23 protein-coding genes and 1 tRNA gene are annotated in these 26,419 nt (G+C 60.1%); 18 read left to right on the top strand and 6 right to left on the bottom strand.

Going from position 1 to position 26,419, the window contains the following annotated elements:
• Together HDF08_RS03685 and HDF08_RS03680 are read left to right on the top strand one after the other, a co-directional pair.
• Positions 1-1,896, top strand: coding sequence for an ArnT family glycosyltransferase (locus tag HDF08_RS03685; RefSeq protein ID WP_179637247.1), 1,896 nt, complete (start codon positions 1-3; stop codon positions 1,894-1,896).
• Between the two features lie 109 nt (positions 1,897-2,005).
• A complete protein-coding gene (locus HDF08_RS03680) occupies positions 2,006-2,995 on the top strand; it encodes a GNAT family N-acetyltransferase (protein WP_179637246.1) in 990 nt (329 codons plus the stop codon).
• A gap of 129 nt (positions 2,996-3,124) precedes the next feature.
• Here HDF08_RS03680 and HDF08_RS03675 read toward each other — a convergent pair whose 3' ends face one another.
• On the bottom strand, positions 3,125-3,394 hold the full coding sequence (locus HDF08_RS03675) for a DUF2277 domain-containing protein (RefSeq protein WP_179637245.1): 270 nt from the start codon (positions 3,392-3,394) through the stop codon (positions 3,125-3,127).
• Positions 3,395-3,433: 39 nt separating this feature from the next.
• Positions 3,434-4,960: an IMP dehydrogenase gene (guaB, locus tag HDF08_RS03670; protein ID WP_179637244.1), complete on the bottom strand. Its 1,527-nt coding sequence runs from the start codon at positions 4,958-4,960 to the stop codon at positions 3,434-3,436.
• A 365-nt stretch (positions 4,961-5,325) separates the two neighbouring features.
• Here guaB and HDF08_RS03665 point away from each other — a divergent pair, with 365 nt between their 5' ends.
• From HDF08_RS03665 to HDF08_RS03645, 5 genes are all read left to right on the top strand, one after another.
• Positions 5,326-5,907: a ribosome maturation factor RimP gene (locus HDF08_RS03665; protein WP_179637243.1), complete on the top strand. Its 582-nt coding sequence runs from the start codon at positions 5,326-5,328 to the stop codon at positions 5,905-5,907.
• 92 nt (positions 5,908-5,999) lie between these two features.
• Positions 6,000-7,595, top strand: a complete 1,596-nt coding sequence (gene nusA / locus HDF08_RS03660) for a transcription termination factor NusA (RefSeq protein ID WP_179637242.1) — start codon at positions 6,000-6,002, stop codon at positions 7,593-7,595.
• Between the two features lie 136 nt (positions 7,596-7,731).
• Positions 7,732-10,929 (top strand): translation initiation factor IF-2, encoded by a 3,198-nt coding sequence (gene infB, locus HDF08_RS03655; protein ID WP_179637241.1) that lies wholly within the window; start codon positions 7,732-7,734, stop codon positions 10,927-10,929.
• A 128-nt stretch (positions 10,930-11,057) separates the two neighbouring features.
• Positions 11,058-11,897: an FkbM family methyltransferase gene (locus HDF08_RS03650; RefSeq protein ID WP_179637240.1), complete on the top strand. Its 840-nt coding sequence runs from the start codon at positions 11,058-11,060 to the stop codon at positions 11,895-11,897.
• A gap of 215 nt (positions 11,898-12,112) precedes the next feature.
• The gene (locus tag HDF08_RS03645) at positions 12,113-13,357 is read left to right on the top strand and encodes a M24 family metallopeptidase (protein WP_179637239.1); all 1,245 of its coding nucleotides are present in this window, start codon (positions 12,113-12,115) and stop codon (positions 13,355-13,357) included.
• A 161-nt stretch (positions 13,358-13,518) separates the two neighbouring features.
• On the opposite strand, the gene HDF08_RS03640 is transcribed toward HDF08_RS03645, so the two are convergent.
• The gene (locus tag HDF08_RS03640; protein ID WP_179637238.1) at positions 13,519-14,040 is read right to left on the bottom strand and encodes a cupin domain-containing protein; all 522 of its coding nucleotides are present in this window, start codon (positions 14,038-14,040) and stop codon (positions 13,519-13,521) included.
• Between the two features lie 301 nt (positions 14,041-14,341).
• On the bottom strand, positions 14,342-14,968 hold the full coding sequence (locus tag HDF08_RS03635) for an NAD(P)-dependent oxidoreductase (RefSeq protein ID WP_179637237.1): 627 nt from the start codon (positions 14,966-14,968) through the stop codon (positions 14,342-14,344).
• 164 nt (positions 14,969-15,132) lie between these two features.
• Here HDF08_RS03635 and HDF08_RS03630 point away from each other — a divergent pair, with 164 nt between their 5' ends.
• The 11 genes from HDF08_RS03630 to HDF08_RS22085 all read left to right on the top strand — a co-directional run bounded on the left by HDF08_RS03630 (position 15,133) and on the right by HDF08_RS22085 (position 24,220).
• Complete coding sequence (locus tag HDF08_RS03630; RefSeq protein ID WP_179637236.1) at positions 15,133-15,813, top strand: TetR/AcrR family transcriptional regulator; 681 nt, start codon at positions 15,133-15,135, stop codon at positions 15,811-15,813.
• Positions 15,814-16,163: 350 nt separating this feature from the next.
• Entirely contained in the window at positions 16,164-16,571 is a 408-nt protein-coding gene (locus HDF08_RS03625; protein ID WP_179637235.1) for a DUF6677 family protein, read from the top strand.
• Positions 16,568-16,744, top strand: a complete 177-nt coding sequence (locus tag HDF08_RS03620) for a hypothetical protein (RefSeq protein WP_179637234.1) — start codon at positions 16,568-16,570, stop codon at positions 16,742-16,744. Before HDF08_RS03625 ends, HDF08_RS03620 begins: the two co-directional genes overlap by 4 nt.
• Before the next feature lie 116 nt (positions 16,745-16,860).
• Positions 16,861-16,944: transfer RNA gene (locus HDF08_RS03615), tRNA-Leu, on the top strand.
• Positions 16,945-16,980: 36 nt separating this feature from the next.
• Positions 16,981-17,298, top strand: a complete 318-nt coding sequence (locus HDF08_RS03610; RefSeq protein WP_179637233.1) for a DUF3467 domain-containing protein — start codon at positions 16,981-16,983, stop codon at positions 17,296-17,298.
• A gap of 66 nt (positions 17,299-17,364) precedes the next feature.
• Complete coding sequence (locus HDF08_RS03605) at positions 17,365-18,957, top strand: ArnT family glycosyltransferase (protein WP_179637232.1); 1,593 nt, start codon at positions 17,365-17,367, stop codon at positions 18,955-18,957.
• Positions 18,954-20,591 (top strand): tetratricopeptide repeat protein, encoded by a 1,638-nt coding sequence (locus HDF08_RS03600; RefSeq protein ID WP_179637231.1) that lies wholly within the window; start codon positions 18,954-18,956, stop codon positions 20,589-20,591. Before HDF08_RS03605 ends, HDF08_RS03600 begins: the two co-directional genes overlap by 4 nt.
• Positions 20,588-21,904 carry an NfeD family protein gene (locus HDF08_RS03595; protein WP_179637230.1) on the top strand — a complete coding sequence of 439 codons (1,317 nt, stop codon included), beginning with the start codon at positions 20,588-20,590 and terminating at the stop codon, positions 21,902-21,904. Before HDF08_RS03600 ends, HDF08_RS03595 begins: the two co-directional genes overlap by 4 nt.
• A 95-nt stretch (positions 21,905-21,999) precedes the next feature.
• Entirely contained in the window at positions 22,000-22,677 is a 678-nt protein-coding gene (locus tag HDF08_RS03590) for an outer membrane beta-barrel protein (protein WP_179637229.1), read from the top strand.
• 77 nt (positions 22,678-22,754) lie between these two features.
• Positions 22,755-23,534, top strand: coding sequence for a slipin family protein (locus tag HDF08_RS03585; protein WP_179637228.1), 780 nt, complete (start codon positions 22,755-22,757; stop codon positions 23,532-23,534).
• Between the two features lie 2 nt (positions 23,535-23,536).
• Complete coding sequence (locus HDF08_RS22085; protein ID WP_179637227.1) at positions 23,537-24,220, top strand: SPOR domain-containing protein; 684 nt, start codon at positions 23,537-23,539, stop codon at positions 24,218-24,220.
• On the opposite strand, the gene HDF08_RS03575 is transcribed toward HDF08_RS22085, so the two are convergent.
• Positions 24,199-24,933 carry a lysophospholipid acyltransferase family protein gene (locus tag HDF08_RS03575; RefSeq protein ID WP_179637226.1) on the bottom strand — a complete coding sequence of 245 codons (735 nt, stop codon included), beginning with the start codon at positions 24,931-24,933 and terminating at the stop codon, positions 24,199-24,201. The genes HDF08_RS22085 and HDF08_RS03575 overlap by 22 nt on opposite strands.
• Before the next feature lie 50 nt (positions 24,934-24,983).
• Positions 24,984-26,417: a UDP-N-acetylmuramate:L-alanyl-gamma-D-glutamyl-meso-diaminopimelate ligase gene (mpl, locus tag HDF08_RS03570; RefSeq protein WP_179637225.1), complete on the bottom strand. Its 1,434-nt coding sequence runs from the start codon at positions 26,415-26,417 to the stop codon at positions 24,984-24,986.
• Between the last annotated feature and the right edge of the window lie 2 nt (positions 26,418-26,419).

Genomic DNA, 26,419 nt, shown 5'->3' with positions numbered 1-26,419 from the left:
ATGGCAGATATTCAACATCCCGCCGTCACCGGCGCACGGAATGGCAGCGCAATCGTGATGTGGCTCCAGCAGTATCTAAAGCCGCCTTCCATCGCAACCATCCGCGAGTTTGTCATCCTCTTTGTAGTCACGATCTTTCTTCTGCTCTATGGGCTGGTCCCGGTCTTCGGCGGAGACCAGCTCGGTCTCGTCGGCGCAGATGAGCCACGGTACGCCCAAATCGCCCGCGAGATGCTCACCGCACACTCCCAAGCCTGTCACGAGGTCGACGCCAAGATGGTTCCGCGCAGCCCGCGTCCGGAAGACATCCGCAACTCCTTCCACTGCATCGCCGGAGGCACCGTCACCCCCATCCTCTACGGCAAGCCCTGGCTGGAAAAGCCCGCCCTCTACTACTGGCGCGCCATGAGCTTCTTCAAAGAGTTCGGCGTCTCCGACTGGACCGCCCGCCTCCCATCCTCCTCGGGAGCACTTGCTCTGGTCGTGCTCATCTTTCTCCACATGCGACGCTTCCGCCCAGGCGGCCACCTCGACGCAGCCTTGATCACCGTCTCCTGCGTCGCCATCGTCAGCTTCGCCCGCGGCGCCTCCACCGACATGCAGCTCGCGGCTCCCTTCTGCATCGGAATGCTCGGCTGGTACGCCTGGTATGAGACTGGCAAAAAATTCTGGCTCTTCGATCTCTACTTCTTCGGCGCAGCTGCCACCTTGGCAAAAGGCCCCGTAGCTCCCTTCCTCGCGCTGGCCATCATCCTCCTCTTCGCTGGCCTCCGTCGCGAGTGGTCTCTTCTTCGCCGCACCATCTGGATTCCCGGAGTCATCCTCTATCTGGTCATGGTGCTGCCTTGGTACATTGCGGTTCAAAAGCGCAACCCAACCTTCTACCGCCTCTTCTTTCTTGAACACAATCTCGAACGCTTCGCCACCAACCGCTACCAGCACCACCAGCCCTTCTGGTATTACCTAGCAGTCCTCCTCATCGGCCTCATGCCATGGACCGTCATCGCCATCCGCGCCCTGGCCGACTCCATCGAAGTCTCCATCGCCGAGTGGAAGGTACGTCACAACCCCCAGCGCTACCTCGGCCACACCCGCGCCGGCGACGCCTTCCCCGAGTTCCTGGTCCTCTGGGCACTCTTCCCCATCGTCTTCTTCTCCTTCTCCGGCTCCAAACTTCCCGGCTACATCCTTCCCTCCATTCCTCCACTGACCATCCTCACCGCCGACTATCTCAACCGCAGCCGCCGCCAGGGCCTCCCGCAATGGCTCATCTGGGCCCACGCCGCCACCTGCGGCCTTCTCGTGTTTGTCCTGGCTCTCGCCCCTCAGCACATGAAGTACGAGACGTTCGTACCCTCCGCGCAGTGGCTGCTGATCGCAGGCGCCGCCGCTCTCGCCTTCGGAGCGGTAGTCTTCCTCACCATCCGTCGTTGGGGAATTCCGCAGGTCTGCTACGTAACCCTGCTTCCAGTCCTCGCAACCCTCGTCTTTCTCCTAGGCTTCTACGGCAAAGAGCTCGACATGAACTATTCTGCCCGCCCCCTCGCCCGCGAGATCCAGCTACAAGCACCCGAGGTGAAGCTGGTAGCTACCGACATCAAGCGCGACATGGACTACGGCCTTGCCTTCTACCGCGACCAGCCTATGATCCACTACAGCGCCGATGGCGTTCCCGATGCGGAGCACATCCTCGTCATCCGCTCCAGCGACGCTGGCGATCTCGACCGCTGGCTCGCCGGGCGCGTCTACAAACCCTTATTCCTCTACGAATCGCAAGGGATCGAAGTCTACCGCGTCTACGCTCGCCCACCGGTCTCCCCTGACATCGTCCCTCCCAACCAGCCGGAGAACCATCCCCACCACCCACCCAAGACCCGGAGACACATCACCGGCTGACCACACTCTACACAGAGGGTTGATCCGGCATGACACCCGGGGTGCCCGCACTAACACTCACCCATCCCACCAAAATTCCTATAAGCTCGACGAAAGACCTCCCACAGGTATGGCCGTCGCGACCCAACTCGAGATACTGGACCTTCGCCACTTTTCGGCGCGCCAGCTTCGTCCTCTGCTCGAAACCGAGTCGCGTGTCTGGGAGCAACGCCTTCGCTGGAACTATCAAAGCTCCACCGAACTCCTCCTCCAGTACCTCGACTCCCGCATCCTGCCCGGCTTCGTCGCACTCGACCGGGGACGAATCTGCGGCTTCACCTTCTGCGTCTACGAAGGCCAGAAAGCAGTTGTCGGTGACGCCTTCGCCATCGCCAACGATACGGCGCAGATGCTTCAAACCACTCACACCCTGCTCCACCAGCTGCTGCAGCTCCTGCAAAACTCTCCCGGCATTCAACGGATCGAGTCCCAGCTCCTGCTCTACGACGCCGGCTCCATCAACGAGGTCTTCCTGACATCCGGCTTCACCATGTATCCCCGCCTCTTCATGGAGTGCGATCTAAGCACATCGACAGACGCCCCCCAAGCTCCCCCCGAACTGAATCTTCCCGCCACCGTTGAGCTGCTGCGCTGGTCCACCGATCACTATCAGGCCGCAGCCGAACTGATCCACGAGTGCTACCTGGGCCACATCGACGCCCGCATCAACGATCAGTACTGCTCCCTCCACGGCTCACTTCGCTTTCTCCACAACATCGTCCGCTTCCCCGGCTGCGGCGTCTTTGAGCCGAACGCCTCCTGGGTTCTTCGCGATCGCCACAACGGCTCCATCGTCGGAATGTTGCTGTGTTCCCGCGTAGCCAGCGACGTCGCCCACATCACCCAGCTCTGCATCGCCCCCGCCTGGCGAGGCCACGGACTTGGACGAACCCTTCTCAACTATTGCATCGATCATCTAACCCGCGCCAGCTTCGCGGCCATCACCCTGACCGTCACTGAAGCCAACCAGCAGGCCGTCAAGCTGTACGAGAACCACAGCTTCTTCACTCGCCATCGCTTCGATGCCATGGTTCTCGACCGGACGAATCAGACATCCTGAAGCGCACGGAAACTCACGCCCGACCAACGGGAGGAGAGACAATGACCACACCACCTAAACAAGGTATACAAGTCACGAAGTGACCGCCCCACGCGGAGTGGGCCCGTCCGGCAGGACACCTCACCAAGATCAAACAGCAAATCTCTCCGCACTCCGAGCCTTCTTCTTCGCAGCCTCTTCCTCTCGATCCTTAGGTGGCGCATTAGTCTCAAGCGACGCCAGCAGACGCCCAGAGATTAGTGATATCTCCTCCACCGCAGACTGAAAAGCATCTTCGTTCGCCTTCGACGGCTTCGTAAAACCGCTGATCTTTCTCACAAATTGAAGCGACGCATCGCGAATCTCTGCGTCCGTCACAGGAGGATCGAAGTTGAACAGTGTTTTGATATTCCTGCACATTGCTTCACCTCATCGCATAGGCGAATTCACTACCGAATTTTATTCCACGTGATAGTTAGGCGCCTCACGCGTGATGATCACGTCATGAACGTGACTCTCTCGCAGCCCGGCGTTCGAGATCCGAATAAACCGGGCGTTCGCCTGCAACTCCGCGATCGTGCCGCATCCCAAATACCCCATCCCTGAACGCAGACCGCCAACCAGTTGATACACCATGCCCTCAAGCGGCCCACGATGCGGCACTCGGCCCTCAATCCCCTCCGGCACAAACTTCGCCAGCCGGTTCGAGCCGCCGTTCTCCCGAGCCGTCAGCGACGGCCTCTCCGTACTCGCAGCATCTTCCATATCGCTCTTGCCCTGGAAGTACCTCTCACCCGATCCCTGCGCCATCGCCGACAGCGAACCCATCCCGCGATAAGCCTTGAACGAACGCCCCTGATAGAGAATCGTCTCCCCGGGACTCTCATCTACTCCAGCAAACAGCGACCCCATCATCACCACGCTTGCCCCAGCCGCAATCGCCTTGGTCACATCGCCCGAGTACTTGATCCCACCATCCGCAATAATCGGAATCCCCCGCTCCTTACCCGCGCGATAAGCCTCTGAGATCGCCGTAATCTGCGGCATCCCCGCGCCCGTCACCATCCGCGTCGTGCAGATCGAACCCGGCCCGATCCCCACCTTCACCGCATCGGCTCCCGCATCCATCAACGCAATCGCGCCTTCATAGGTAGCAATATTTCCTGCCATCAAATCAATCTGCGGAAACCGCCTCTTCACCTCACGCACCGCCTCCAGCACCCGCGACGAGTGTCCATGCGCAGAATCAATTGCCAGCGCATCCACCCGCGCCGCAACCAGAGCCTCAGCCCGTTCCAGAAAATCCCCCGTAGCACCAATCGCACCCGCCACGCGCAACCGCCCCTGCGAGTCCTTCGAAGCATTCGGATACTTCAACTTCTTCTGAATATCCTTGACCGTGATCAGGCCCTTCAGCTCATAGTCGTCATTGACCACCAGCAGCTTCTCCACCCGATGCTGATGTAGAATCTGCTCCGCCTGCTCCAGCGTCGTACCCACCGGCACCGTAATCAGATTCGTCTTCGTCATCACCGAGTCGATCGTCAGATCCGTCCGCGAGACAAACCGCAGGTCGCGATTGGTCAAAATCCCCACCAGCCTCTTGTTCTTCGTCACCGGCACGCCCGAGATCTTGTATCGCCGCATCACCTCCAGCGCGTCCGCGATGGTCTGCTCCGGTGTAATCGTCACCGGGTCCACGATCATCCCGCTCTCCGACCGCTTCACTTTATCGATCTCCCCCGCCTGCTGCTCAATCGTCAGGTTGCGATGCACCACCCCTAACCCACCCTGCTGCGCCATCGCAATCGCCAGCCGCGCCTCCGTCACCGTATCCATCGCAGCCGACATCAGCGGCGTACTCAGCGTGATATTTCGTGTCAGCTGCGTCTGCGTGCTCACCTGGGTAGGAACAACATCGCTGTAAGCGGGCACAAGAAGAACGTCATCAAACGTAAGGGCTTCGGGTACGGGGGAGCTAATCATAATTTTTATAGGTTCCAGTTGTGATGGTTGAAAAGCGATAGGCCATGCGGCAGCAAGCCTGAATTTCGCGGGATTTCATCGATTGTAGAGTCGCCTACCGCCCATAGCAAATTGGATGGTCTGATTTCACGAAAGTTTCTTAGCCGTCCGGGCGCACCCCAGTCCCCTTCGGGCCGGGACGCCCATTGAATTACGGCAAAAGGAGATGTATCATTTGAGTTGCAGACGATTTTGTTCCGTCGTAAGAATGAGAGCCGTGACCGCACCGGTGATTTGACGGAAGAGATGAGTGGGCTAAAGCCCACTTTTTATTTGCTCTAAAAACGTTTGTGCACGCGGGACCACTGAACCGGAAATAAGCGCTTATGTCAGTCCAGTTAGACCAAATTCGAGCAACCGCGGAGCGTGTCGCAGCCTCCCACAACCTGGAACTCGTCGATCTTGAGTTTCAAGGAGGGGCCAAATTCCGCACCTTGCGCGTCTTTGTAGAGAAAAACGCAGCAGAACGAGCCAAACTTGCAGAACTCGCCGCAAATGAAGCCGTTGCAGATCTTCCCAAGGGAGTGCCGGTCGAAAGACTCTCCGGCGTCACCCATGAGGATTGCGCTGTCTTTGCACAGGATTTCGGCACCGTCCTCGATGTAGAAGACCTCATCCCGGGCGCAGAGTACACCCTCGAGGTCTCCTCTCCGGGCCTCGAACGCAAGCTGTTCCGCCCCGAGGACTACATCCGGTTTCAAGGCAGTCTGGTCAAACTCCAGACCTTCACGCCGGTGAATAAGAACAGGCAGTGGCAAGGCCGTCTCGCCAAATTTTCAAACGGTGTCCTGACGATCGACCTCTCTGCCGTCAAACAGAAGGGCAAGGCAAAGAAGGCTGTGACAGAATCGACCGTCGACATCGCCCTGGCGAACGTCGAAAAGGCAAATCTAGTCGCAGAGATTTAGAGGCTGCTCGAACGGAAGCAATCCTCTGAATTGGCAAAACCAACAGAGACAAATCCGGATACCTTTCGGACAAGAGCAAGGAAGAGTGAACAATGGCAAGTGTTCTGTATCAATCGATTGAGACGTTGAGCCGCGATAAGGGTATCGAGCCCGCAGTAGTCGTAGGAGCCGTGGAAGACGCCATCGCGCTCGCCACGCGCAAGTACTACAAGACTCAGGAGAACATGCGCGCCGAGATGGACCGCGAGACCGGCGAGATCCGCGCCTACGTCTTCAAGACCGTCGTCGAGACGCCCGAGCAGGTCGAGGATGACATCAACCAGATGACCCTCGAGCAGGCCCGCGAGCTCGCCCCCGAGGTTGAAGTCGGCGGCGAACTGCGCTTCTACAAGGACACCACCCCGCTGGGTCGCATCGCCGCCCAGATGGCCAAGCAGGTCATCTTCCAGAAGGTCCGCGAAGCCGAGCGCGACACCGTCTTCAACGAGTACAACCATCGCGCCGGCGAGGTCCTCAACGCTACCGTCAAACGCCTCGAACCGATGGACGTCATCTTCGACCTCGGCAAAGCCGAAGCCCGCATGCCTAAGCGCGAGCAGTCTCGCCTCGAGCAGTTCGCCGTCGGAGAGCGTGTCCGCGTCGTCCTGCTGCGCGTCGACCGCGCCGCCAAAGGCCCGCAGGTCATCGTCTCCCGCGCCGCCCCCGCCCTTGTTCAAAACCTCTTCCAGTCTGAGGTTCCCGAGATCTACGACGGGACCGTGACCATTCGCGCCATAGCACGCGAAGCCGGCGAGCGCACCAAGATCGCCGTCATGAGCCGCGATAAAGATGTCGACCCAGTCGGCGCCTGCGTCGGCATGAAGGGCATGCGCGTTCAGTCCATCATCCGCGAGCTGCGTGGTGAAAAGATCGACATCATCGAGTTCTCGGAAGAGATCACCACCTTCGCCGAGAAGGCCTTACAGCCCGCCAAGGTCAGCCGCGTCTCCATCACCGATCTCGCCGACAAGCAGATCGAGGTCATCGTCGACGACACCCAGCTCTCTCTCGCCATCGGCAAGAAGGGCCAGAACGTCCGCCTCGCCGCTAAGCTCCTGCAGTGGAAGATCGACATCAAGAGCGAAGAGGAGAAGCGTCAGGAGGTCGAGAGCCAGATGCAGGCCATGAGCGGTGGTCCCACGACCCCGATCGAGCAAGTCTCCGAACTCGGCGAGACCATACTCGAAAAACTCATCGCCGCCGGCATCACCACCGTCGAAGCTCTAGCCGACATGACCCCCGAGCAGCTCGAAGAGGTCCCCGGCATCGGCGAAAAGACCGTCGAAAAGATCTCGGTCGCCGTTCGCCACTACTTCGGCCAGTACGAAGAAGGCGAAGAGCGTCCTGCTGTCGCCGCCTCTACCGCATCTGATGCTGAAGCAACAATATCCGAGGAGGACACCATGGCAAAGACACCCGAAGCGATTCTCGCCGAAGAGGCTGGAATCGGCACCGCCCGCGAGGTCAACGACCTCTCCGCCGAAGACATCGCCGACGCCGAAGAGGCCGAATCGGCCAGCGATGCCTTCTCGGACAACGATGCACGCGAAGAACAGATCGAGTTGGATAACGACAGCGTGGACAGCCTGGTAGAAGAAGCCCAGGAGCACTCCGATGAAGGTATCGACGATGGAAACGATCGTGGTTAGCCAGTTCAACCACGCGCCACAGCACTCCCTGGATCACGGACTCTCGAAATCCAGTGAGAGCACTTACAATAAAGATTCCTGCAACGATGAGGCTGCTATGAACAGCTAACCGCGCAGGGCAAGCGAAAAGGGACGGATGAGCAAAGTTCGAATTAACGATCTGGCACGAGAACTGGAAGTAAAGAGCAGGCCAATCCTGGACGCGCTCGAAGCCATTGGCGTGTCTGGAAAGACCCACTCCAGCTCGATTGAAGCCGATCAGGCCGAAAGAGTTCGGGACTACTTCAAGAACGGCGGAAGAAGCGGTGCCAGCCGGCAGCAGCAGGCCGACAATAAGCCGAAGTTCGACCTCTCCAAGGTCTCCAAACCCGGCGATGCCCTCAAGGCGATCCTCGAGCGCAAGCAGGCCGAGGCCACAGCCAAAGCCGCGCCCCCGCCGCGCCCAACCGCCGTCGTTGCGCCGCCTCCCGCCTCAGCCCCGGTTGCAGCCGTACCGCCTCGCGTCGTCGCAGCACCACCCACGGCCCCGGTCTCCTCTGCGGCACCTGCCCAGACTGGACCGGCAGCGCCTCGCCGCATCGTGCCTCTGCCTCGCCAAGGCGCAAACATCGTCGCTCCCGCGCGTGGCCCGGCTATCGCCAGCAAGCCGCCCGTCGGCCCTGTCATCGCGCGCCCGCCAGCCGCTGCTTCTCCAGTCGCCGTCTCTCCAGCCACGGCACCACCATCGGCTGGCCGCTCGGTAGTAGCAGCGGCCCCCGTAGTGGCTACCCCACTAGTAGCAAAGCCTGCGCCTCCGTCTGCCCCAGCCGCAGAAGCGGTGCCGACGCCAATCCCGGCAGCCCCGCCAGTCGAAGCGGCTCCCGCTGCACCAGTCATTGAAGCTTCAGCGCCTCTAATTGAACCCGAGGCCGAAGCCGCTCCAGCAGCGCCAGCTCCGCCTGCCGGCCCCCCAGCCCGTCGCGTCATTATGCCGCAGACCGGCCCGCGCCCCATCTATACCGCGCCTCCAGTGGCCCCTGGCACGCCTCAACGCGGCCGACCTATCTTTGAGCGTCCACGGCCGCAGTCGCCCGGCGCTCCCGGCTCCCGTCCCATGTCCTCGACGGCTCCCGGCGCACGCCGTCCGATGCACCCCACGCGCACCTTCCCAGGCGGCCCGTCCGGCCCCGGCGGTGCACCAGGACGTCCCGGCTTCACCCCCGGTGCCCGTCCCGGATTTCCTGCGCGTCCCGGCTTCGGAGCACGCCCAGGCGGCCCCGGTGGGCCCGGCGGAGCACCTGGCGTAATGCCCGGCCCTGGCGAAAAGCCAGGAATGCGCCCAGCAGCACGCCCAGCCTCACGCCGCGGCGGACAGCGCTACGAAAAGACCAAGGAAGGCCCGATGAAGGGCTTTCAGCCGCCACCACGCTTCGGCAGCGCGCAGATCTCCCGCGAGCCGGTGCCGATCACCCGCACCATCACGGTCACCGAAGGTATCAGCGTTAAGGACCTCGCCGAGAAGCTTGACGTACGCGGCAAGGACCTCATCGCTACCCTCCTCATGAAGGGCGTCTTCGTCACCGTCAACCAGTCGCTCGAAGGCGAGCTAGTCAAGGACGTTGCCCGCCAGTTCGGCGCCGACGCCACCATCATCTCGGTCGAAGAGCAACTCGAAAACGAGGCCATCGAAGGCTTCCTCGAAGACACCACCGGCATGGTCGAAGTCGTCCGCTCACCAGTCGTAACCGTCATGGGCCACGTCGACCACGGTAAGACCTCGCTCCTCGACGCCATCCGCTCCACCGACGTCGCAGGCGGCGAAGCCGGAGGCATCACCCAACACATCGGCGCCTACAAGGTCAAAATCACCAAGCCCGACTCTCCCGCATTCGGTCGCGAGATTGTCTTCCTCGACACCCCCGGCCACGAGGCCTTCACCCGCATGCGTGCCCGCGGAGCCAAGGTCACCGACATCGTCGTCATCGTCGTCGCAGCTGACGACGGCGTCATGCCGCAGACCCTCGAAGCCATCGACCACGCCCGCGCCGCCAACGTGCCGATCATTGTCGCAGTCAACAAGATCGACAAACCCGAGGCCAACCCCTCGAAGGTCATCCAGCAGCTCGCCACGCGCGGCCTGCAGCCGGCCAACCAGGGCGGCGACACCGAGTTCGTCGAAGTCTCCGCGAAGAAGCATCTCAACCTCGACAAACTCGAGGAGATGATCTGCCTCGTCGCCGACGTCAACGAACAAAAAGCACAGCCCGACCGTCCCGCCGTCGGAACCGTCATCGAAGCCAAGCTTGATCGCGGTCGCGGCGCGGTTGCCAGCATCCTCGTGCAGAACGGAACCCTCCGCACCGGCGACAGCTACATCGTCGGCAACACCTTCGGCAAAATTCGCGCCATGTTCGACGATCGCGGACGTCCCATCGTCGAAGCAGGTCCTTCCACCCCGGTCGAGATCCTCGGTCTCGAAGGCATGCCCGATGCAGGCGATACCTTCCTTGTTATGGCAGACCGCGACAAGGCTAAGGGCATCGCCCAGTACCGCAAGATGAAGGAGCGCGAGGCCCAACTCGCCAAGAGCTCCCGCGTCTCGCTCGAGGGCCTCGCCGAGCAGATCAAGCAGGCCGGCATGAAGGATCTCAACCTGATCCTTAAGGGCGACGTGCAAGGTTCGGTCGAGGTCCTGGCCGACTCGCTCCAGCGCATGTCCACCGAGAAGGTTCGCGTTCGCGTCCTCCACTCCGGCGTCGGCGCTATCACCGAGTCCGACGTCCTCCTGGCCTCGGCCTCGAACGCCGTCGTCATCGGCTTCAATGTACGTCCTGACCGCAAGGCTGCCGAAGTTGCCGAGCGCGAAAACGTCGAGATTCGTCTGCACTCGATCATCTACGAGCTGCAGGACGAGATCACCAAGGCGATGTACGGCCTCCTCGAGCCAGTCTTCAAGGAGAACTACGCCGGCCGCGCCGAAGTGCTCAACGTCTTCAAGATCACCAAGGTCGGCCAGATCGCCGGCTGCCGCGTCACCGACGGCCTCATCAAGCGCGACCAGCAGGTACGTCTGCTTCGCGAGGGCGCCGAGGTCTGGAAGGGCAAGATCGCCTCGCTCAAGCGCTTCAAGGACGACGTCTCCGAGGTCCGTCAGGGCGTCGAATGCGGCATCGATCTAGCCGGTCACAAGGACATCCGTGTCGGCGACGTCATCGAGTCCTTCACCACCGAAACCCTCGCCGCCGAACTTGGCCAGAACTCTGCCGCAGCCAGAAAAGCAGAGAAGGCCGAGAAGGAACGCGAAGCCGCCGCAGCAGCTGCGGCAGCCACCGCAGAAAACTCAGTCAACGCATAACCGATTCATCACGCAACACACGCGAAAGGCCGGGAGCAATCCCGGCTTTCGCGTTGGTCGTCCCGCGCAGGATCCTCGGACAATCGCACATCTCACTTTAGCGATCGTCTTGTACTATGAAGCCATACATGGCCCAACAACTCCGACGCCTCGCCGACGACGTAATTCAAACCTGGCACACCATGCCAAAGTCCCAGGCGCTGCGCTGGTATGGCGCTGTCCTTCAGAATGCTTCCACCGTCCTGCGTGAGCGCAAATTCTACTCCGCAGACCACGCCATGCACGGCGTCCTGCGTTTTCACCTGCTCGGCCGAGACCTCGACATTGATGTAAACGCAATCAACACTACGGGAGGCAATGGCTACGCCTTCCTGCGAGAGTTTTTCGTCCGCCGAATTTATTTTCGGGAGTTCAAACAGCTCAACTTCGACACATGCCTCGATCTTGGTTGCAACACCGGCGTCGTCGCCAGCCTCTTGAAGCAGTTGGCAGGTCCCGGCGGTAAGGTCGTCGGCATCGATCCCCTCACCTACCCGGACAACACCTTTCGCACCAAGCTGGACACAGTACCGGGGCTGACGATTCATCAAGGCGTCCTCTGCGGAGAGTCCCTCCGTCACGACTCCGCCGCACTCCTCGCCATGTGCGACCCCTATGACTTTGATGCCAGCCTCGCAATCACAGTAGAAGAACTGATGAAAACCTACGGCATTCAACACGTCGACTTCCTTAAGATGGACATCGAAGGCGCCGAGTTCGCCATCTTTCGCGACTCCGTGCAATGGCTCGACGAGGTCGACAACCTCGCGATGGAGGTGCACAACACCGTCGGAGACCCAACCGAAATTATCCAGCGCCTCCAGCAAAAGGGCTTCCGCGTAAAGTGGCTCGACGATGCCGGCTACCCCGCAGATCAGCGCAACGCAGGCTATATCTACGCCTCTAAAATCGGTTCGCTCAAAGACTAGAACTCAGCGTCTTGCCCGCATTCTTTTGCAACTAGCGAACTCGCCGCATTCCATAGCAAACCGTGACAAGCCTGACAACCTTGATAATCTGCAAAGGAAGCCCGGCCATCCGCCGGGCCTTTGCATTTAAACCGCGTAGACTTGACCAGTAAGTCCAGACTCATGTCTTCTGGTTTGAAGACTTTGCACACTTTTCACTCAGAGGTGGAGGTACCATGCCGAATATCGTCAGCGAGACCCAGAGCCAGACCAGATTCGACCTCTCCGCCATCCAGCAAGCCCTCCTGGAAGATAAAATCGACGGCTGGCTCTTCTACGATCATCATCACCGGGACCCCCTCGCCTACAGCATCCTCGGCCTCGATCCGAACGCCCACGTCACTCGCCGCTGGTTCTATTTCATTCCAGCGGCGGGCGAACCGAAAAAACTCGTCCACCGCATCGAAGCCGGACGGCTCGACTCCCTGCCCGGCACCAAGTCCGTCTACTCCTCCTGGCAGGAGCTCGAAGCGCAGATCCAAGCCCTCCTCGTGGGCCAGACGAAGCTCGCCATGCAGTACTCGCCGCGCAACGCCATCATGTACGTCTCCATGGTCGATGCCGGCACCATTGAACTCCTTCGTAGTCTGGACAAGGAAATCGTCAGCTCTGCCGATCTCGTCAGCCACTTCGAAGCTGTCCTTACCGACGCACAACTCGCCACCCACTACGTTGCGCAGAGGCACATCGACGAGATCCTCGCCGCAGCGTGGAATGAGATCGGCACCCGTGCACGCTCCGGCGGCGGCCGCTCCGATGGAACCGACGAGCATACGATGGTCCAGTACCTGCAGCAGGCGATGGCGCGCGCCTCGCTCGACTGGGAGCACGGCCCCAACGTCAGCGCCGGACCCAACTCCGCCGACTCCCACTACGAGCCCACCGCCGCCAGCTCCCGTCCCATTGGCAAAGGCGACTTCGTGCTCATCGACATCTGGGCCAAGCTCAAAGACGACCCCACCGCCGTGTGGTACGACATCACCTGGACCGGTGTCGTCGGCCGTGAGCCCACCGAACGCGAGCACCTCGTCTTCAACACCGTCCGCGACGCCCGCGACGCCTCCATCAAAGTCGTGCAGGACGCCTTCGCCGCCAACCAGCTCATCGCTGGCTGGCAGGCCGACGACGCCTCCCGCAACGTCATCCGCGCAGCTGGCTTCGGCGAGTGGTTCACGCACCGCACCGGCCATAACATCGGCACCGTCCTCCACGGCAACGGCGCTCACCTCGACAACCTTGAAACCCACGACGAGCGCCTCATCCTCCCCAACACCTGCTTCTCCGTCGAACCCGGCCTCTACTTCCCTGGCCCCGCCAGCGATCCGAACGCATTCGGCATTCGCAGTGAGGTGGACATGATCGCGCGCAAAGGCAAGGCTGAGGTCACCGGCCGCATCCAGACCGAGCTTGTCCGGGTCTGACCTCCACTTCACCTGAGTAGTTTTCGACAGCCCCGTTTTTCGCCAGCTACATGAGTCACTTCTCAGACTTGCCGACTATTCGACCAGGTGATGAGAGACGCGTTTGTAGGACTCATCTCGCCTCGTTCGCGAAAAGACGAAGGCGCGTATGCGACCCAATACTAAGCATGGTCTGCGACAAGGAATGTCTGATTCTTCTCCATCGACTTCGTCAATTTATGAAGATCGGCCTGAGTGAGATGAGCAGGCAGAAAATCTGTCCTGCCCTCCGGATGCACAGCATCCTTCATCATCCGCTCGTGGTGATACGTTGACACACTCAGCATGCGGCACGGATGTTCACTCTTATTGAAGAATGTATGAGGCGCATTGGGCTGCACCATCAGACTCTCCCCGGCTTTACACACGTCCCACTCAGTGACACCCTGGTTGTTCCAATACCCGATCGACAGATTGCCTTCCAGGACATAGAAAAACTCTGGAAAGGGGTGTCTGTGAAGTGGAATACCCATGCCCGGCGCGAGCGTGCTCTCGAAGATAGAGAACGTGTAGCCTGTGTTCTCTCCCAAGGCCCTCCAGAGCAACTTCATTTGCCCGACATCAAGCGCCGGGCCGCCTGTTTTGTTGTTCTTAATAACGTTGTGATGAATGACTTCTTCAAGCGGAGTGGGGAAGCTTGACATAAAACGATCCTTTCTTAGACCGAAGGTGATGCTCTGATGCGAACGCCAGAGCTTGTGAGTTGCGCAGTTAGCACTCCGCTAGAGCAAATCTCCTGTCACTTTGGAGGGGGAGATTCTGCGGAGTGCCGTTTTTCTTGGGAAAAACGGCCATAATATTTGTGCCTCCCTAAACACCTCCAGGAGATTTGCTCGAGTCCCGTGGGCTTCCACAGTTATCTGTCGCATGAATCGCTATAAGGCCTTTACACAGCCGATCGGATCGCCTCGATGAGAGAGGTGATTGATTCTCGTGGAGGCTTTGCTATGTGGTCGTCACTGTCACTGCCTGACGCACATACCGGCCGCTTTCCAGTTGCTGCACCATGAAGGCTGCCAGATCGGCCCGCCCGATCTTGTGTGCCTTCTCGCCGCTCTCCGTGCTCAGCACCCTGGCAATGCCTGTCTTCTCGCCGTCGGTCAACATCGGCGGCCGCACGAGCGTCCAGTCCAAGTTGCTGCCTTCGATCTCGGCCTCCATGCCCGCCTTGTCTACCAGCAGACCCCGCAGAAACGTCCGCATGAGCAGGTGCTCGTTAAAGAAGCCGGCGTTCTTGACGCTCTCGCCCGCACCCACCACCGAGATCTTCAGCAGCCGCCGCACGCCATTGCGCCGCATCGCGTCCACAATATTGTGTGCTGCGCTCGTTTCCATCGTCGTCACTTTCCACGGCGTCTTACCGCCGAGCGCGTCGATGACCGCATCCTGTCCGGCTACCGCAGCGTCGACTGCAGTCGCGTCCAGCACGTCGCCCGCAACAACTCTGACATTTGCCTTCTTGTACTGCGTGGCACCACGCACGAAAGCCGTCACCTTATGTCCGGCCGCCAGCGCCTCATCTACCAGCGCCTCTCCGCTCTTGCCCGCTGCACCAATCACCAGATCTTTCATCGCATCTTCCTTCTACCTCGTATTTGGCCGCCCATCCAAATGAGCGACCTGACGATTAGAGGCCTATTCAAACCATTGGTTGCAAATTATTCATTGGTTTTATAACCAATGGTTATAAAACAACAATCGGCCGCAAAAATCATCAAACGGGCTAAGCTATTCAAGTGACATCCACATCACCAAGTCGCCGGATAGAGCGCAAGGAAAGGCTGCGAAGCGAAATCCTCGTTGCTGCAAGCAAAATGTTTGCCGATCGCGGCTACGAAGCCGTGACGCTTCGTGCGATCGCTAAAGAGATCGGCTATACACACGCCGTGATTTACCAGCATTTTCCGGACAAATGGCACATTCTTGCCGAGTTGAGCAACGAGACGATCGGGCTGCTGATTCAGAACTTCGACGCGATTGCCGCTAAACATCCTGCACCGAAAGAGCGTCTTTTTGCGACGTCACGCGGCTTGATTCAATTCTGCACTGCCCATCCCCAGCAGTTCCGCAACGTCTTCTTCGGGCCTGAGAACCGCAACGGCATCCGCGCTGGAGAATACATCAACGAGATTGGCACGCCGTTGTTCGAACGTTTCGTGCAGCTCTTTTTCGATGCTGCCAAGGATGAAGGATTGCCAAGCAGGGATGACATAGTGGTAGCCCACACCTGGTGGTACACGATTCTCGGCCTCGCCACGCTCATGGTCATCCAAGGTGTTGTGCCCGGCTTGACTGACCAGACTCTCTTGGTCGAGCAAACGATCGCAACGCTTTGGGCGGGCGTACAGGCTGTTCCGCGATTGCCGAAGAGCGCAATCCCTAAACGATCCGGCCGATCCAGTGCCTCAAAGCAATAACAGCTTCTGTCTACTTGGAAGTCGTTGGAGGTAACCATGACGAGTGCGAAGATCTGAACACTATGAAGTATTGAGACCGGTCGTCGAAGATGAAACGCAATCAAAGCCTGTGCATGCAAGATACATTGGCCTTGATCGCTTAGGCGCCTTGGTATTCAATTGATAATGCTAAGTCGGCGTGTGTTTACCGATCCGCTCCATTTCATGTGGATGCAAAACCGGCGTATCGGACAGTGCCTGCAAAGGCCGGCCTTCGGCAACTTCGCGTGCAACTTCCTAGACCTCGTCTTCTCGAAGTTGGCTACAGCTTCCATCCAGTGTTGCAGCGCCCTGTTATCATCAAAGTAGCAATGGCTACTAACGTTTCGGCACAAGCGCGCGCGCAATCCACCTCATTTCCGGCGATGGCTCTTATCGCTGGATGGCTCATCCCCGGCGCAGGTCATTTTCTGCAGCGTAAATGGATTCGCGGCGGCCTCCTGATGGTCTCCATCGTCGCGATGTTCATCATCGGCCTCGCTCTCAAGGGCAAGATCTACTCGCCCAACACCGGCGATCTGCTGGACATCCTCAACTTCGCCGGCGACCTCGGCAATGGCCTTCTCTACGTTCTTGCACGCATCTTCGATCTCGGCCAGGTGACGGTGCAGGTAGCCACCGCCGACTACGGAACCAAGTTTATGGTCGTGGCCGGCCTTCTCAACATCATCTCCGCCGTCGACGCGCACTCGCTGGCCACCGGGAGGAAGCGCTCATGACCATCTCGCACTTCGGAGCAGTCCTGCTCTTCGCTCTCTTCACCTCCATCGTCTTCGGCATAACGCAGCGCTCCGAACCTCGCACCATGATCCGCTTCGGCGCCTTCTGCTTTGTCCTCTTCGTCGGCGGCACCATCGCGGCCAGCTGGATCATGTGGATGATCAAACATTGAGCGGGCACTGATCGCCTCTTTTCCCGCTGGCAACGTTGCAATCAACATCCCTTTGCCATAGGCTGATTGTGGCACTCAAGTTCTTCGCACACCACACGGTGTCGCCCACGAAGAATGCGGGAGTGGCGAAATGGCAGACGCACTTGGTTTAGGTCCAAGCGGAGAAATCCGTGGGGGTTCGAGTCCCTTCTCCCGCACCAATATCTAAAAAGCAACCCAACCCCGAAAGAGATTCGATGAGCCAGCAAAACCCCAATCAGCCCCAGGACAAACAGCCACAGCTCAAGCTCACCAGTACCCAAGACTATCGCGACGGCTATGCCAACAGCGTACAGGTCCGCATGAGCGTATGGGACTTCTTCCTCGTCTTCGGCACCATGAGCCAGGACAACCCCGACGAGCTGAACGTGAAAAACTTTCAGGGCATCTATCTCAGCCCGCAGCAGGCAAAGGCTCTCTGGAACGTGCTCGGACACAATCTTGGTCAATACGAGCAGACCTTCGGCTTCATCACGCTTGAGCAACTCCCCCAGCCCGAAGGTCCCGTCAACTAAAGCGTGCGACCCCAACGCAGCACCGACAAAGATGGGCAGCAAGCTTTCGAGAATATCCCTCTCTGGATGCTCTATCCGCTCTTCTTCGTTGCCGTCTATCTCTCACACTTTCGCCTCCTTCGGCTTCCCTATTTCTGGGACGAAGGAGGCTACTACATTCCCGCCGCGTGGGACTTCTTCCGCACCGGCACCCTCATCCCGCAAAGCACCGTCACCAACGCGCACCCGCCGCTGCCTTCGATCCTCCTCGCCGCCTGGTGGCACCTCTCCGGATATGTCGTCAGCGGCACGCGCACGCTGGTGGCAATGGTCGCCGCAGCCGCTCTGCTTGGCGTCTTCAAACTAACCAGAACGCTGACGACCTCCGCAGTCGCTGCAGTCACGGTCGTACTCACCGCGATCTATCCCGTCTGGTTCGCACAGAGCACGCTCGCTCACGCTGACATCTTCGCCGCAGCCCTCACCCTCTGGGGCTTGGCCTTCTACTTCAACCACGACTCCGCAGACACGGGATCAAGTCTCGTCCTGAATCCGATCTACTCTGCGCTCATGTTCTCTCTCGCCGCGCTGTCGAAAGAAACGTCCATCGTCACGCCCATAGCGCTTGCTCTTTGGGAGATAGCCCTTCTCCTCCAGAATCGCCGCGCTCCTCAATCACGCAGACTCCACCTCTCTTGGATGGCCGCACTCCTCGCCCCCATCTTGCCACTCGCTGCCTGGTATGCGTTCCACTACCACCGCACCGGCTTCGTCTTCGGCAATCCGGAGTTTCTCCGCTACAACGCCACCGCAAACCTCGACGCCTATCGCATCGCGCTCTGTCTCTGGCATCGTCTCCTCCACCTCTTCGCCCACATGAACATGTTCGTGCCTGTCGTGTGCATGATCGCCGCAATGTTTCTCCCCATCGCCGCAACTAATAAGCGACTCCCCATCTCCCGCCCAGCCCTCAAAGCCATCGGCGTAGTTCTTCTTGCTAACTGGATCGCCTTCTCCATCCTTGGCGGCGCTCTCCTCACACGCTATCTGCTGCCGATGTATCCGCTGATCCTGCTGGTCGGCGTCAACACCTGGCGCCGCCGTCTTTCCGAGCGATGGCTCCTCCTCGCCGCCCTGAGCGCAATAGCATTCCTCGCAGGTATCTGGATCAACCCGCCCTACGCCTTCGCCCCCGAAGACAACCTCACCTATCGCGACTTCGTCGTTCTCCATCAGCAGGCGGTCCGCTTCATCGACCTCACCTACCCTCAAGCCACAGTCCTCACCGCGTGGCCAGCAACCTCAGAGCTCAACCGTCCTGAGCTTGGCTACACCAATCATCCCGTCAAGACGGCGCCGATCCTGAACTTTTCGCTGGAGCAGATCGAAAAAGCAGCCGCCGATCCGGGGAGTTACGACGTAGCGCTCGTCTTCTCGACCAAGTGGGCACCGCCGGCCAACCGCGTCGATCTCAGTCGGCAGCACGAGTCCGTAGACACGAAGTACTTCGACTTCCACCGCGACCTCTCCCCCTCCGAAATCGCAACGATCCTCCACGGCGAAGTCGTCTGGCAGGCGCATCGTAAAGGCGAATGGGCCGCCGTGCTCCACTTCCCCCGTATCGTCGAAGCATCCTTCCACCCGCTGGAAAACCCTGACCCTCTATACTCATATCTGTGACGAAGCGCCTTCAAGTTCGCTCGATCCTTCAACGGCCATGGCTCCTCTCGCTGCTTCTGCTCTGCAGCATCGCCGGAGTCTCCCAATCCGCTGAGACAGCCGACACCGGTGGCCGCGTCATCCTTGTTCTTCCCTTCGACAATCGCTCCGGACAGCCAGCCCTGGCCTGGGTCGGTGATTCGTTTCCCGACACGTTGAACCAGCGCCTCTCCTCTGCCGGCTTCCTCACCCTGACCCGCGAAGATCGCCAGTACGCGCTCGACCATCTCGGCCTGCCCATCGACTTCAGGCCGTCTCGGGCCACCACCATTCGCATCGCACAGAATCTCGACGCCGACTTCGTCATCGTAGGCAGCTTCAACGTCATCAATGGCCGCATCGCAGTGCAGGCGCAGGTCCTCGAGGTCAAAAATCTCCGACTCTCCGCGCCCTTGCAGGATTCGAGCGAACTCAACCGTCTCTTCGACGTCGAAAACGCCGTTGCGTGGAAGGTCGCGAGACAGATCGATCCTCACTTCAATATCGCCCAGCAGACCTTCCTTGCAGCCTCAGGCGGAGTCCAGCTAAGCGCCTTTGAGAACTACATCCGCGGCACCGACGCGCCAACCTCGCAGGAGAGAATCAAGCGACTCCAGGCAGCCATCGCGACCAATCCCGACTATCCCGCCGCCCTTCTCGCCCTCGGCAAAGCCCAGTACAACGAGCGGGAGTACGACCAGGCCGCGGCGACCTTCGCCAAAATCCCCCAAACCGATCGGCGCGCTCTCGAAGCAGGGTTCTATATTGGCCTCTCCCGCTTCAACACTGCCAAGTACGCCGAGGCCGAATCAGCCTTCTCCTTCGTCGCCAGCCGGCTACCGCTTCCGGAAGTCGTCAACAACCAGGCCGTCGCCTCCAGCCGCCAAGGCCATAACGCCGTTCCGCTCTTTCAGCGCGCCTCAACGGCCGATCCCAATGATCCCGACTATCACTACAATCTCGCCGTCGCCTTCTTTCGCCAGGGAGACTTCGCAGGAGCCACCCGCGAAGTCAACTCGACCCTCAAGCTCCGCCCAGCCGACTCCGAAGCAGCACAACTCAAGACCAGCATCAGCGAAGGCCGGAAACCTCCAACCGCCACCCCAGCGGCGACAGACCCTGCAGCATCAACGAGCGACTTCGATCCCCTCGAGCGCATTCGCCGTACTTACTCAGAGGCCTCCTTCCGACAGGCTGCCTTTCAGCTCGACCAGATGCGTGCCATGCGCCTCGCCACCCTGCCTCCAGCGGAACAGGCCGCAGAATACACCCGCCAAGGCCACGAGTATCTCTCGCAAGGCCTGGTTCCCGAAGCCGAGCAGGAGTTCCAGACCGCGATTGCAGCAGACGCTTCCAGTGCAGAGGCTCACGCAGGCCTCGCGCAGGTACGGGAGCGAAGCGGCAATGCAGCCGATGCCCGCACCGAGGCTCAGAGTTCCATTATGCTGCGCCCAAACGTCACGGCCTATCTCGTTCTCGCCCGTCTCGATCTCCAGACCAGTGACGCGTCAGCGTCAGCAAGCAACGTGAGCAAGGCGCTACAACTGGACCCGAAGAACTCTGCAGCGCAAGGCATGCGTCAGGCCCTGCAGGCACGTGGACAGAGCCTGCCATGACTTCCTACGCCAGAGTCGCCCTCCTCCTCCTGATGGCGACCCTCTGCGCACGGCCCACATTAATCTTCGCCGCTCCCGTCGCCTCCGGTACCGTCGTCAAACTCACTATCCACGACACCATCCAGCCCATCACCGCGGACTACCTCCAGCGCGGCCTTCGCGAGGCGGCCAGCCAACACGCCGAAGCAGTCCTGATCTCGCTCGGCACCCCCGGCGGCCTGCTCGAGTCCACCCGTGTGATGGTGCAAGCTATCGAAAACTCACCCGTCCCGGTCATCATCTTCATCTCACCAACGGGCAGCAGAGCAGGTTCGGCCGGCTTCTTCCTCCTCGAATCAGCTGACATCGCCGTAATGGCCCCCGGGACCAACGCAGGTGCGGCTCACCCTATCGTCGAAGGCCGCCAGCTGGATCCCATTCTCAAAGAAAAAATTGAGAACGATGCCGCGGCCTTCCTCCGCTCCTATACCTCTCGCCGCGGCCGTAACGTCGCTGCCGCCGAGGACGCCGTTCGCAACTCAAAGTCCTACAGCGACGAAGAAGCTCTCAATCTGAAGCTCATCGACTTGGTCTCCGCCGACGACGCCTCCCTGCTCAAAGCCCTCGACGGCCGCGCGATCCACCGCTTCGACGGCACCACCCAGACCCTTCATCTCCAGGGAGCGCAGATCATCACCACCGCCCCCTCCCAGCGCGAGCGCCTGCTCAGCAAACTCACCAACCCTGACGTCGCCGTGCTCCTGCTCATTCTCGGTGCCCTCCTCATCTACCTCGAGTTCAACGTTCCCGGCACCGTCGTCCCGGGCTCCATCGGCACGCTCTTCGTGCTCCTCGGTCTCTTCGGGCTGAACCTTCTCCCCATCCGCCACACAGCCATCGTTCTTCTCCTCGCAGCTTTGGTGATGATGGTCCTCGAGGCCAAGTTCAGCAGTCACGGCGTATTGGCAGCCGTCGGCATCGCCGCACTCATCTTCGGCCTCGCCACTCTGGTCGACGGCCCCATCCCCGAGCTCCGCGTCCATCTCGCGACCGCCCTGGGCGCAGGCCTCGGCTTTGGCACCATCTCCTTCGGCCTCGCCTGGATCGCGCTACGTGCCCGCCGCGGCAAGGTCCTCACCGGCCCGCAGGCCATGATCGGCGGCACCGCTGTCGTCCGCACCCCACTCTGCCCCACCGGCCAGGTGGAGATACGCGGCGAGCTCTGGCAGGCCTCTCTCCAGGGCCAGGATTCGCTTTCCGTAGGCTCTCTGGTCTCTGTGCGCGGGTTCGACGGCCTCACTCTGGTCGTCGAACCCGCCAATAAGCCCGTTTGACCGGCCTTCGAAGCCCCATCAGGCAGCCCCCATCAAATGCCGCGCCAGAGTAGACTGAAAGAACAGTAGTTTTTGAATAAGGGAGTCTTTTCTTGATGTTGAATGTGTCTCGCCCGATCTGGGTTCGGAACGTTGTACTTTGCCTGCTGCTCTCCGCGGCTGGATCAATCGCCAAAGCACAGGCCACCCCGCAAACGGGCCTGGACCGTCAGCTCTCCCGCCTCGACATCGGCGTGGTCGCCTCCGCCATCCTCAACAGAGACTCCAACGGCACCGTAGCCATCAACACCGTGCCCACCGCAGTCAATCTTCATCCCGGCAACACCGTAGGTCCACTCGTAACCATCCGCTACACCAAGTCCCCATACCTCGGATTCGAGTTCAACTACGCATACGCCCGCTACACGCAGACCTTCACACCCTTCGGAGCCACACCTACTGGAGGCGTTCAGCAAAACGCCTCGGAGTACACGTTCGGTTACGTCGCTCACTTCCGCCGCGAGTTTCACGGAGTCGCACCCTTCGCCGGCGGCGGCGCCGGGACAACCGCGTTCCGTCCAACGCCCGGCGGCGGCGAAGGCCTCTCACCCCAGGCGCGCGCCACCTACTACTACAACGTCGGTGGCGACTACATGCTCAACAAACACTTCGGTGCACGCGCTGAGTTCCGCCAGACGTTCTTCAAAGCACCAGACTTCGAGACCAACTACCTCACCATTCAGAAGCGCACCACCGAACTTCAACCCGGCTTCGGCTTTTTCTTTCGCTTCTAGCCAGTAATGCCGGCTGCCGCTGCGCCTGCTTTACAATCGCAGCGGCGGCTGCAATCTGGCCGACAGAGGTCTTACCCATGATGTCTCTCCCGCTGCTCTTTGCCATCGTCATCGTAGTTCTCTACCTCGTCAACTCCCTCAACATCCTCAAAGAGTACGAGCGAGGCGTCATCTTCCGTCTTGGCCGGGTCAAGCAGGCCGCAGCAGGACCAGGCCTCATCTGGATCTTCCGCCCCCTCGACCAGATCGTCCGCGTCAGTCTCCGCCAGGAGGCGATGGAGGTCCCCCCTCAGGACGTCATCACCCGCGACAACGTCACCCTGAAGGTCAACGCCGTCATCACCCTCCGCGTCGTCGACCCCACCAAAGCCGTCATCGAAGTCGCCAACTACATCTACCAAACCTCGCAGTTCGCCCAGACCACCCTGCGCTCAGTTCTCGGCGAGGTCGACCTCGACGGCCTCCTCGCCCACCGCGAAGCCCTCAACATCCGCATCCAGACCATCATCGACGGCCATACCGCCCCCTTCGGCGTCAAAGTCGTCTCCGTCGAAGTCAAGCAGGTCGACATGCCCGAATCCATGCTCCGTGCCATGGCCAAGCAAGCCGAGGCCGAGCGCGAACGAAGGGCGAAGATCATCCACGCCGAAGGTGAGTTTAATGCCGCAGCCAAGCTCGTCGAAGCCGCCCAGCTCATGGCCACCCAACCCATGACCCTCCAGCTGCGCTACCTCCAGACCCTCACCGAGATAGGTGTCGAGAAAAATACCACCATCGTATTTCCCCTTCCAATGGAGCTGATGAACCTGTTCAATAAGACATTCACGCCCGACACGGCGTTGGAGAAGAAGGTCTGACCGTGAACAGCCGCGACCAAACCGACGACGACTTGCAGGATCTTCGCGACTCTCGCGGACAGGATCGCGAGATCTCGCTTGGCACCACCACGATCCTTGGCATCTTCTTCGCATTGGCTCTACTCTGCGCGGTCTTCTTCGGCTTCGGCTACTCCCTGGGCAGGCGTTCAGCCCCGTCTGTGGTCAGCGGAGCGGAGAACACCAGCACAAGCTCCGAGTCCAGTGCCTCAAAACCCTCTCCTGGAAGCCTCGCAGCTCACGCAGCATCCACCTTGCCCGCTACCGCCTCCGAGGACGCACGTCAAAGTGCCAACCCTTCGGACGCTTCTGCAACAGAACCTACGGATGCAAGCCAACCCGCTCCCGCACTCACCAGGGTCAAGGCCGTAGCGGCAGACTTTCGCCCCGAACCAGCAATCAAGCCAACCGCAAAGCCCGCAATGGTGATTCCCATCACACCCGCCGGACAAGGAGTAGCCGTCGTCCAGGTAGCCGCCGTCTCCCACCAGGAGGACGCCGACGTTCTCGTCAATGCTTTGAAGCATCGCGGCTACAGTGTGGCCATCCACAAGGAGCCGCAAGACAAGCTGCTCCACGTTCAGATCGGGCCCTTCTCCACCAAGAAAGATGCCGACGTCATGCGGCAACGGCTCCAGACAGACGGTTACAACGCCATCGTCAAGTAGTCCGCCGGCTGCATTTCAGGAGGCAGCGCCGCTGCAATCGCGTTCCTGACCGCCCGCATCAGCTCCTCACGTGTCGCATAGTCTGACGGCTCGATCGCCTGAAGCAATAGAACCCGCGCCACTCCGGGCGTGATGGCGTTGCTTCCCTTCCGCATCATCGTCTGCGTCCCCGAGATAGCGATGGGGACAATCGGAGCCTGCGTCTCCTTCGCCAGAAAAAATGGTCCCTTTTTGAAGGCAGAGAGCCGCCCATCCAGCGAGCGTGTTCCTTCCGGATATACCAGAATATGTAACCCGGACAGGAGCGCATCGCCCGCAGCGGCGACCGTAGCCTGTGCAGTATCGCGACGGCTTCCCCTCTCAACCGGTACAAACTTCGCCAGCCGCATCGCCTTGCCCAGAATCGGAATATTCATCAGCTCCTGCTTCAGCAACACCGAGCTGCGCCCCGGCAGTAGCGGAATCGTCACCGGCGGATCCAGGTTCGAAACATGATTGCTCATAAAGATACAGCTGCGCCCGGCTGGAATATTTTCAAATCCGCTGATGTCGATCTTAATTCCCGCAGCGCGCACCCCCGCGTTCGTAATCCACATTGCAACGCGATAGAGCCTGGAGACGTCTCCGACTAGCAGTGTGTAAGGAATGCCGATGATCCCGGAGATTGGACCGAGGGCAAGATAAACAAAGACGAGCTTCAGGGTTGCGAGCATACCAACTTCAAGAATAACAGCCGCAAATGACCTCTCGACCGGACGCAGCCTTACCTGCTTGAAGCTCGGCCTGCAATCGCCGCCGGGAGCTTCCCGTAGATATTCCCGAATCCGCCATTCGAGAGAATCGCAACCACGTCTCCCTCGCACAACTCCGGCACCACAGCTTTCACAATCGCATCAGCATCCGCCAACAGACTTGCGGGAACTCCGCGCGCATTCAACGCACTCACCACATGCTCAGGGTGCAGTCGCTCGCTCGCCGGAATGCTCTCAGACTTGAAGACCGAAGCCAGCACAACCCGGTCTGCCAGCGCCAGACTATCCACAAGGTCAAGCTCAAAGACATTCCTCCGCAGCGTATTCGACCGCGGCTCCAGCACCGCCCACAGTCGTCGGTTCGGGTACGACTCCCGTAGAGCCCGCAACGTCTCACGAATCGCTGTTGGATGATGCGCAAAGTCGTCGATCACGGTTACACCCCCCACAACTGATCGCACCTCCAGCCTGCGCTTCACACTCTTGAACGTAGCCAGCGCCTCAACGATCGCCTCAGTTGGAACTCCCTGCCCCGCAGCCAACGCCGCAGCAGCCGTAGCGTTGAGCGCGTTATGCGCCCCCGCCATCGGCAGGCTCAACTCAGCAAACGGAGCACCCGCGCGCGTTACCGTCCAGCGAGTCAACGTCCCCTCATGCCGCAGATCCGCAAGACGCCAGTGCGACAGAGGATCGAAGCCATAACGTTCCACCGCGCAGAATGCCTTCTCGATACACTCACTCACGTTCTCGCTGCCGTCGAACGCAACAATCCGCCCCCGCCCCGGCACAAGATTCACCAGTCGCTTGAACGCAGTTTTGACCGCAGGCAGATCGGCATAGATATCCGCATGATCGAACTCGACGTGGGTCAAGATCAACGCGTCAGGGAAGTAATGAAGAAACTTCGGCCCCTTATCGAAGAAGGCGGTGTCGTACTCATCGCCCTCCAGCAAAAACGGCCTCGTCGAACGAACCTTAAAGCTCGTCCCGAAGTTCTCCGCAACGCCGCCAATCAGAAACGACGGCGCCAGCGCAGGGTTTTGTCGCGACGCAACCTCATAGATCCACGCCAGCATACTCGTGGTCGTCGTCTTGCCATGCGTTCCTGCAACGACCAGCGACTCCCGCCCCGGCAAAAACTCATCATGCAAAATCGCTGCCATCGAACAAAACGGGATCCGCGTATCCAGTACATATTCCAGCTCGACGTTCCCCCGCGAGATCGCATTTCCAACCACCACCAGGTCCGGCCTCTGCTCCAGATTGCTCTCCGAAAATGGCTCGTGAATCGGAATCTTGAGTGATGCCAGCAGATCGCTCATCGGCGGATAGGCCGCTGTATCGGACCCCGTCACCCGGTGCCCCTGCAGTTGCAGCATCCCAGCCAGCGAAGCCATCGCCGTGCCGCAGATGCCGATCAGATGAATGTGCTTGGAATTTTGCATGT

Source organism: Tunturiibacter empetritectus (assembly GCF_013410875.1).
In the GTDB taxonomy this organism is placed as follows: Bacteria; Acidobacteriota; Terriglobia; order Terriglobales; family Acidobacteriaceae; genus Edaphobacter; species Edaphobacter empetritectus.
This window is presented reverse-complemented; position numbering and strand designations above follow the sequence as displayed.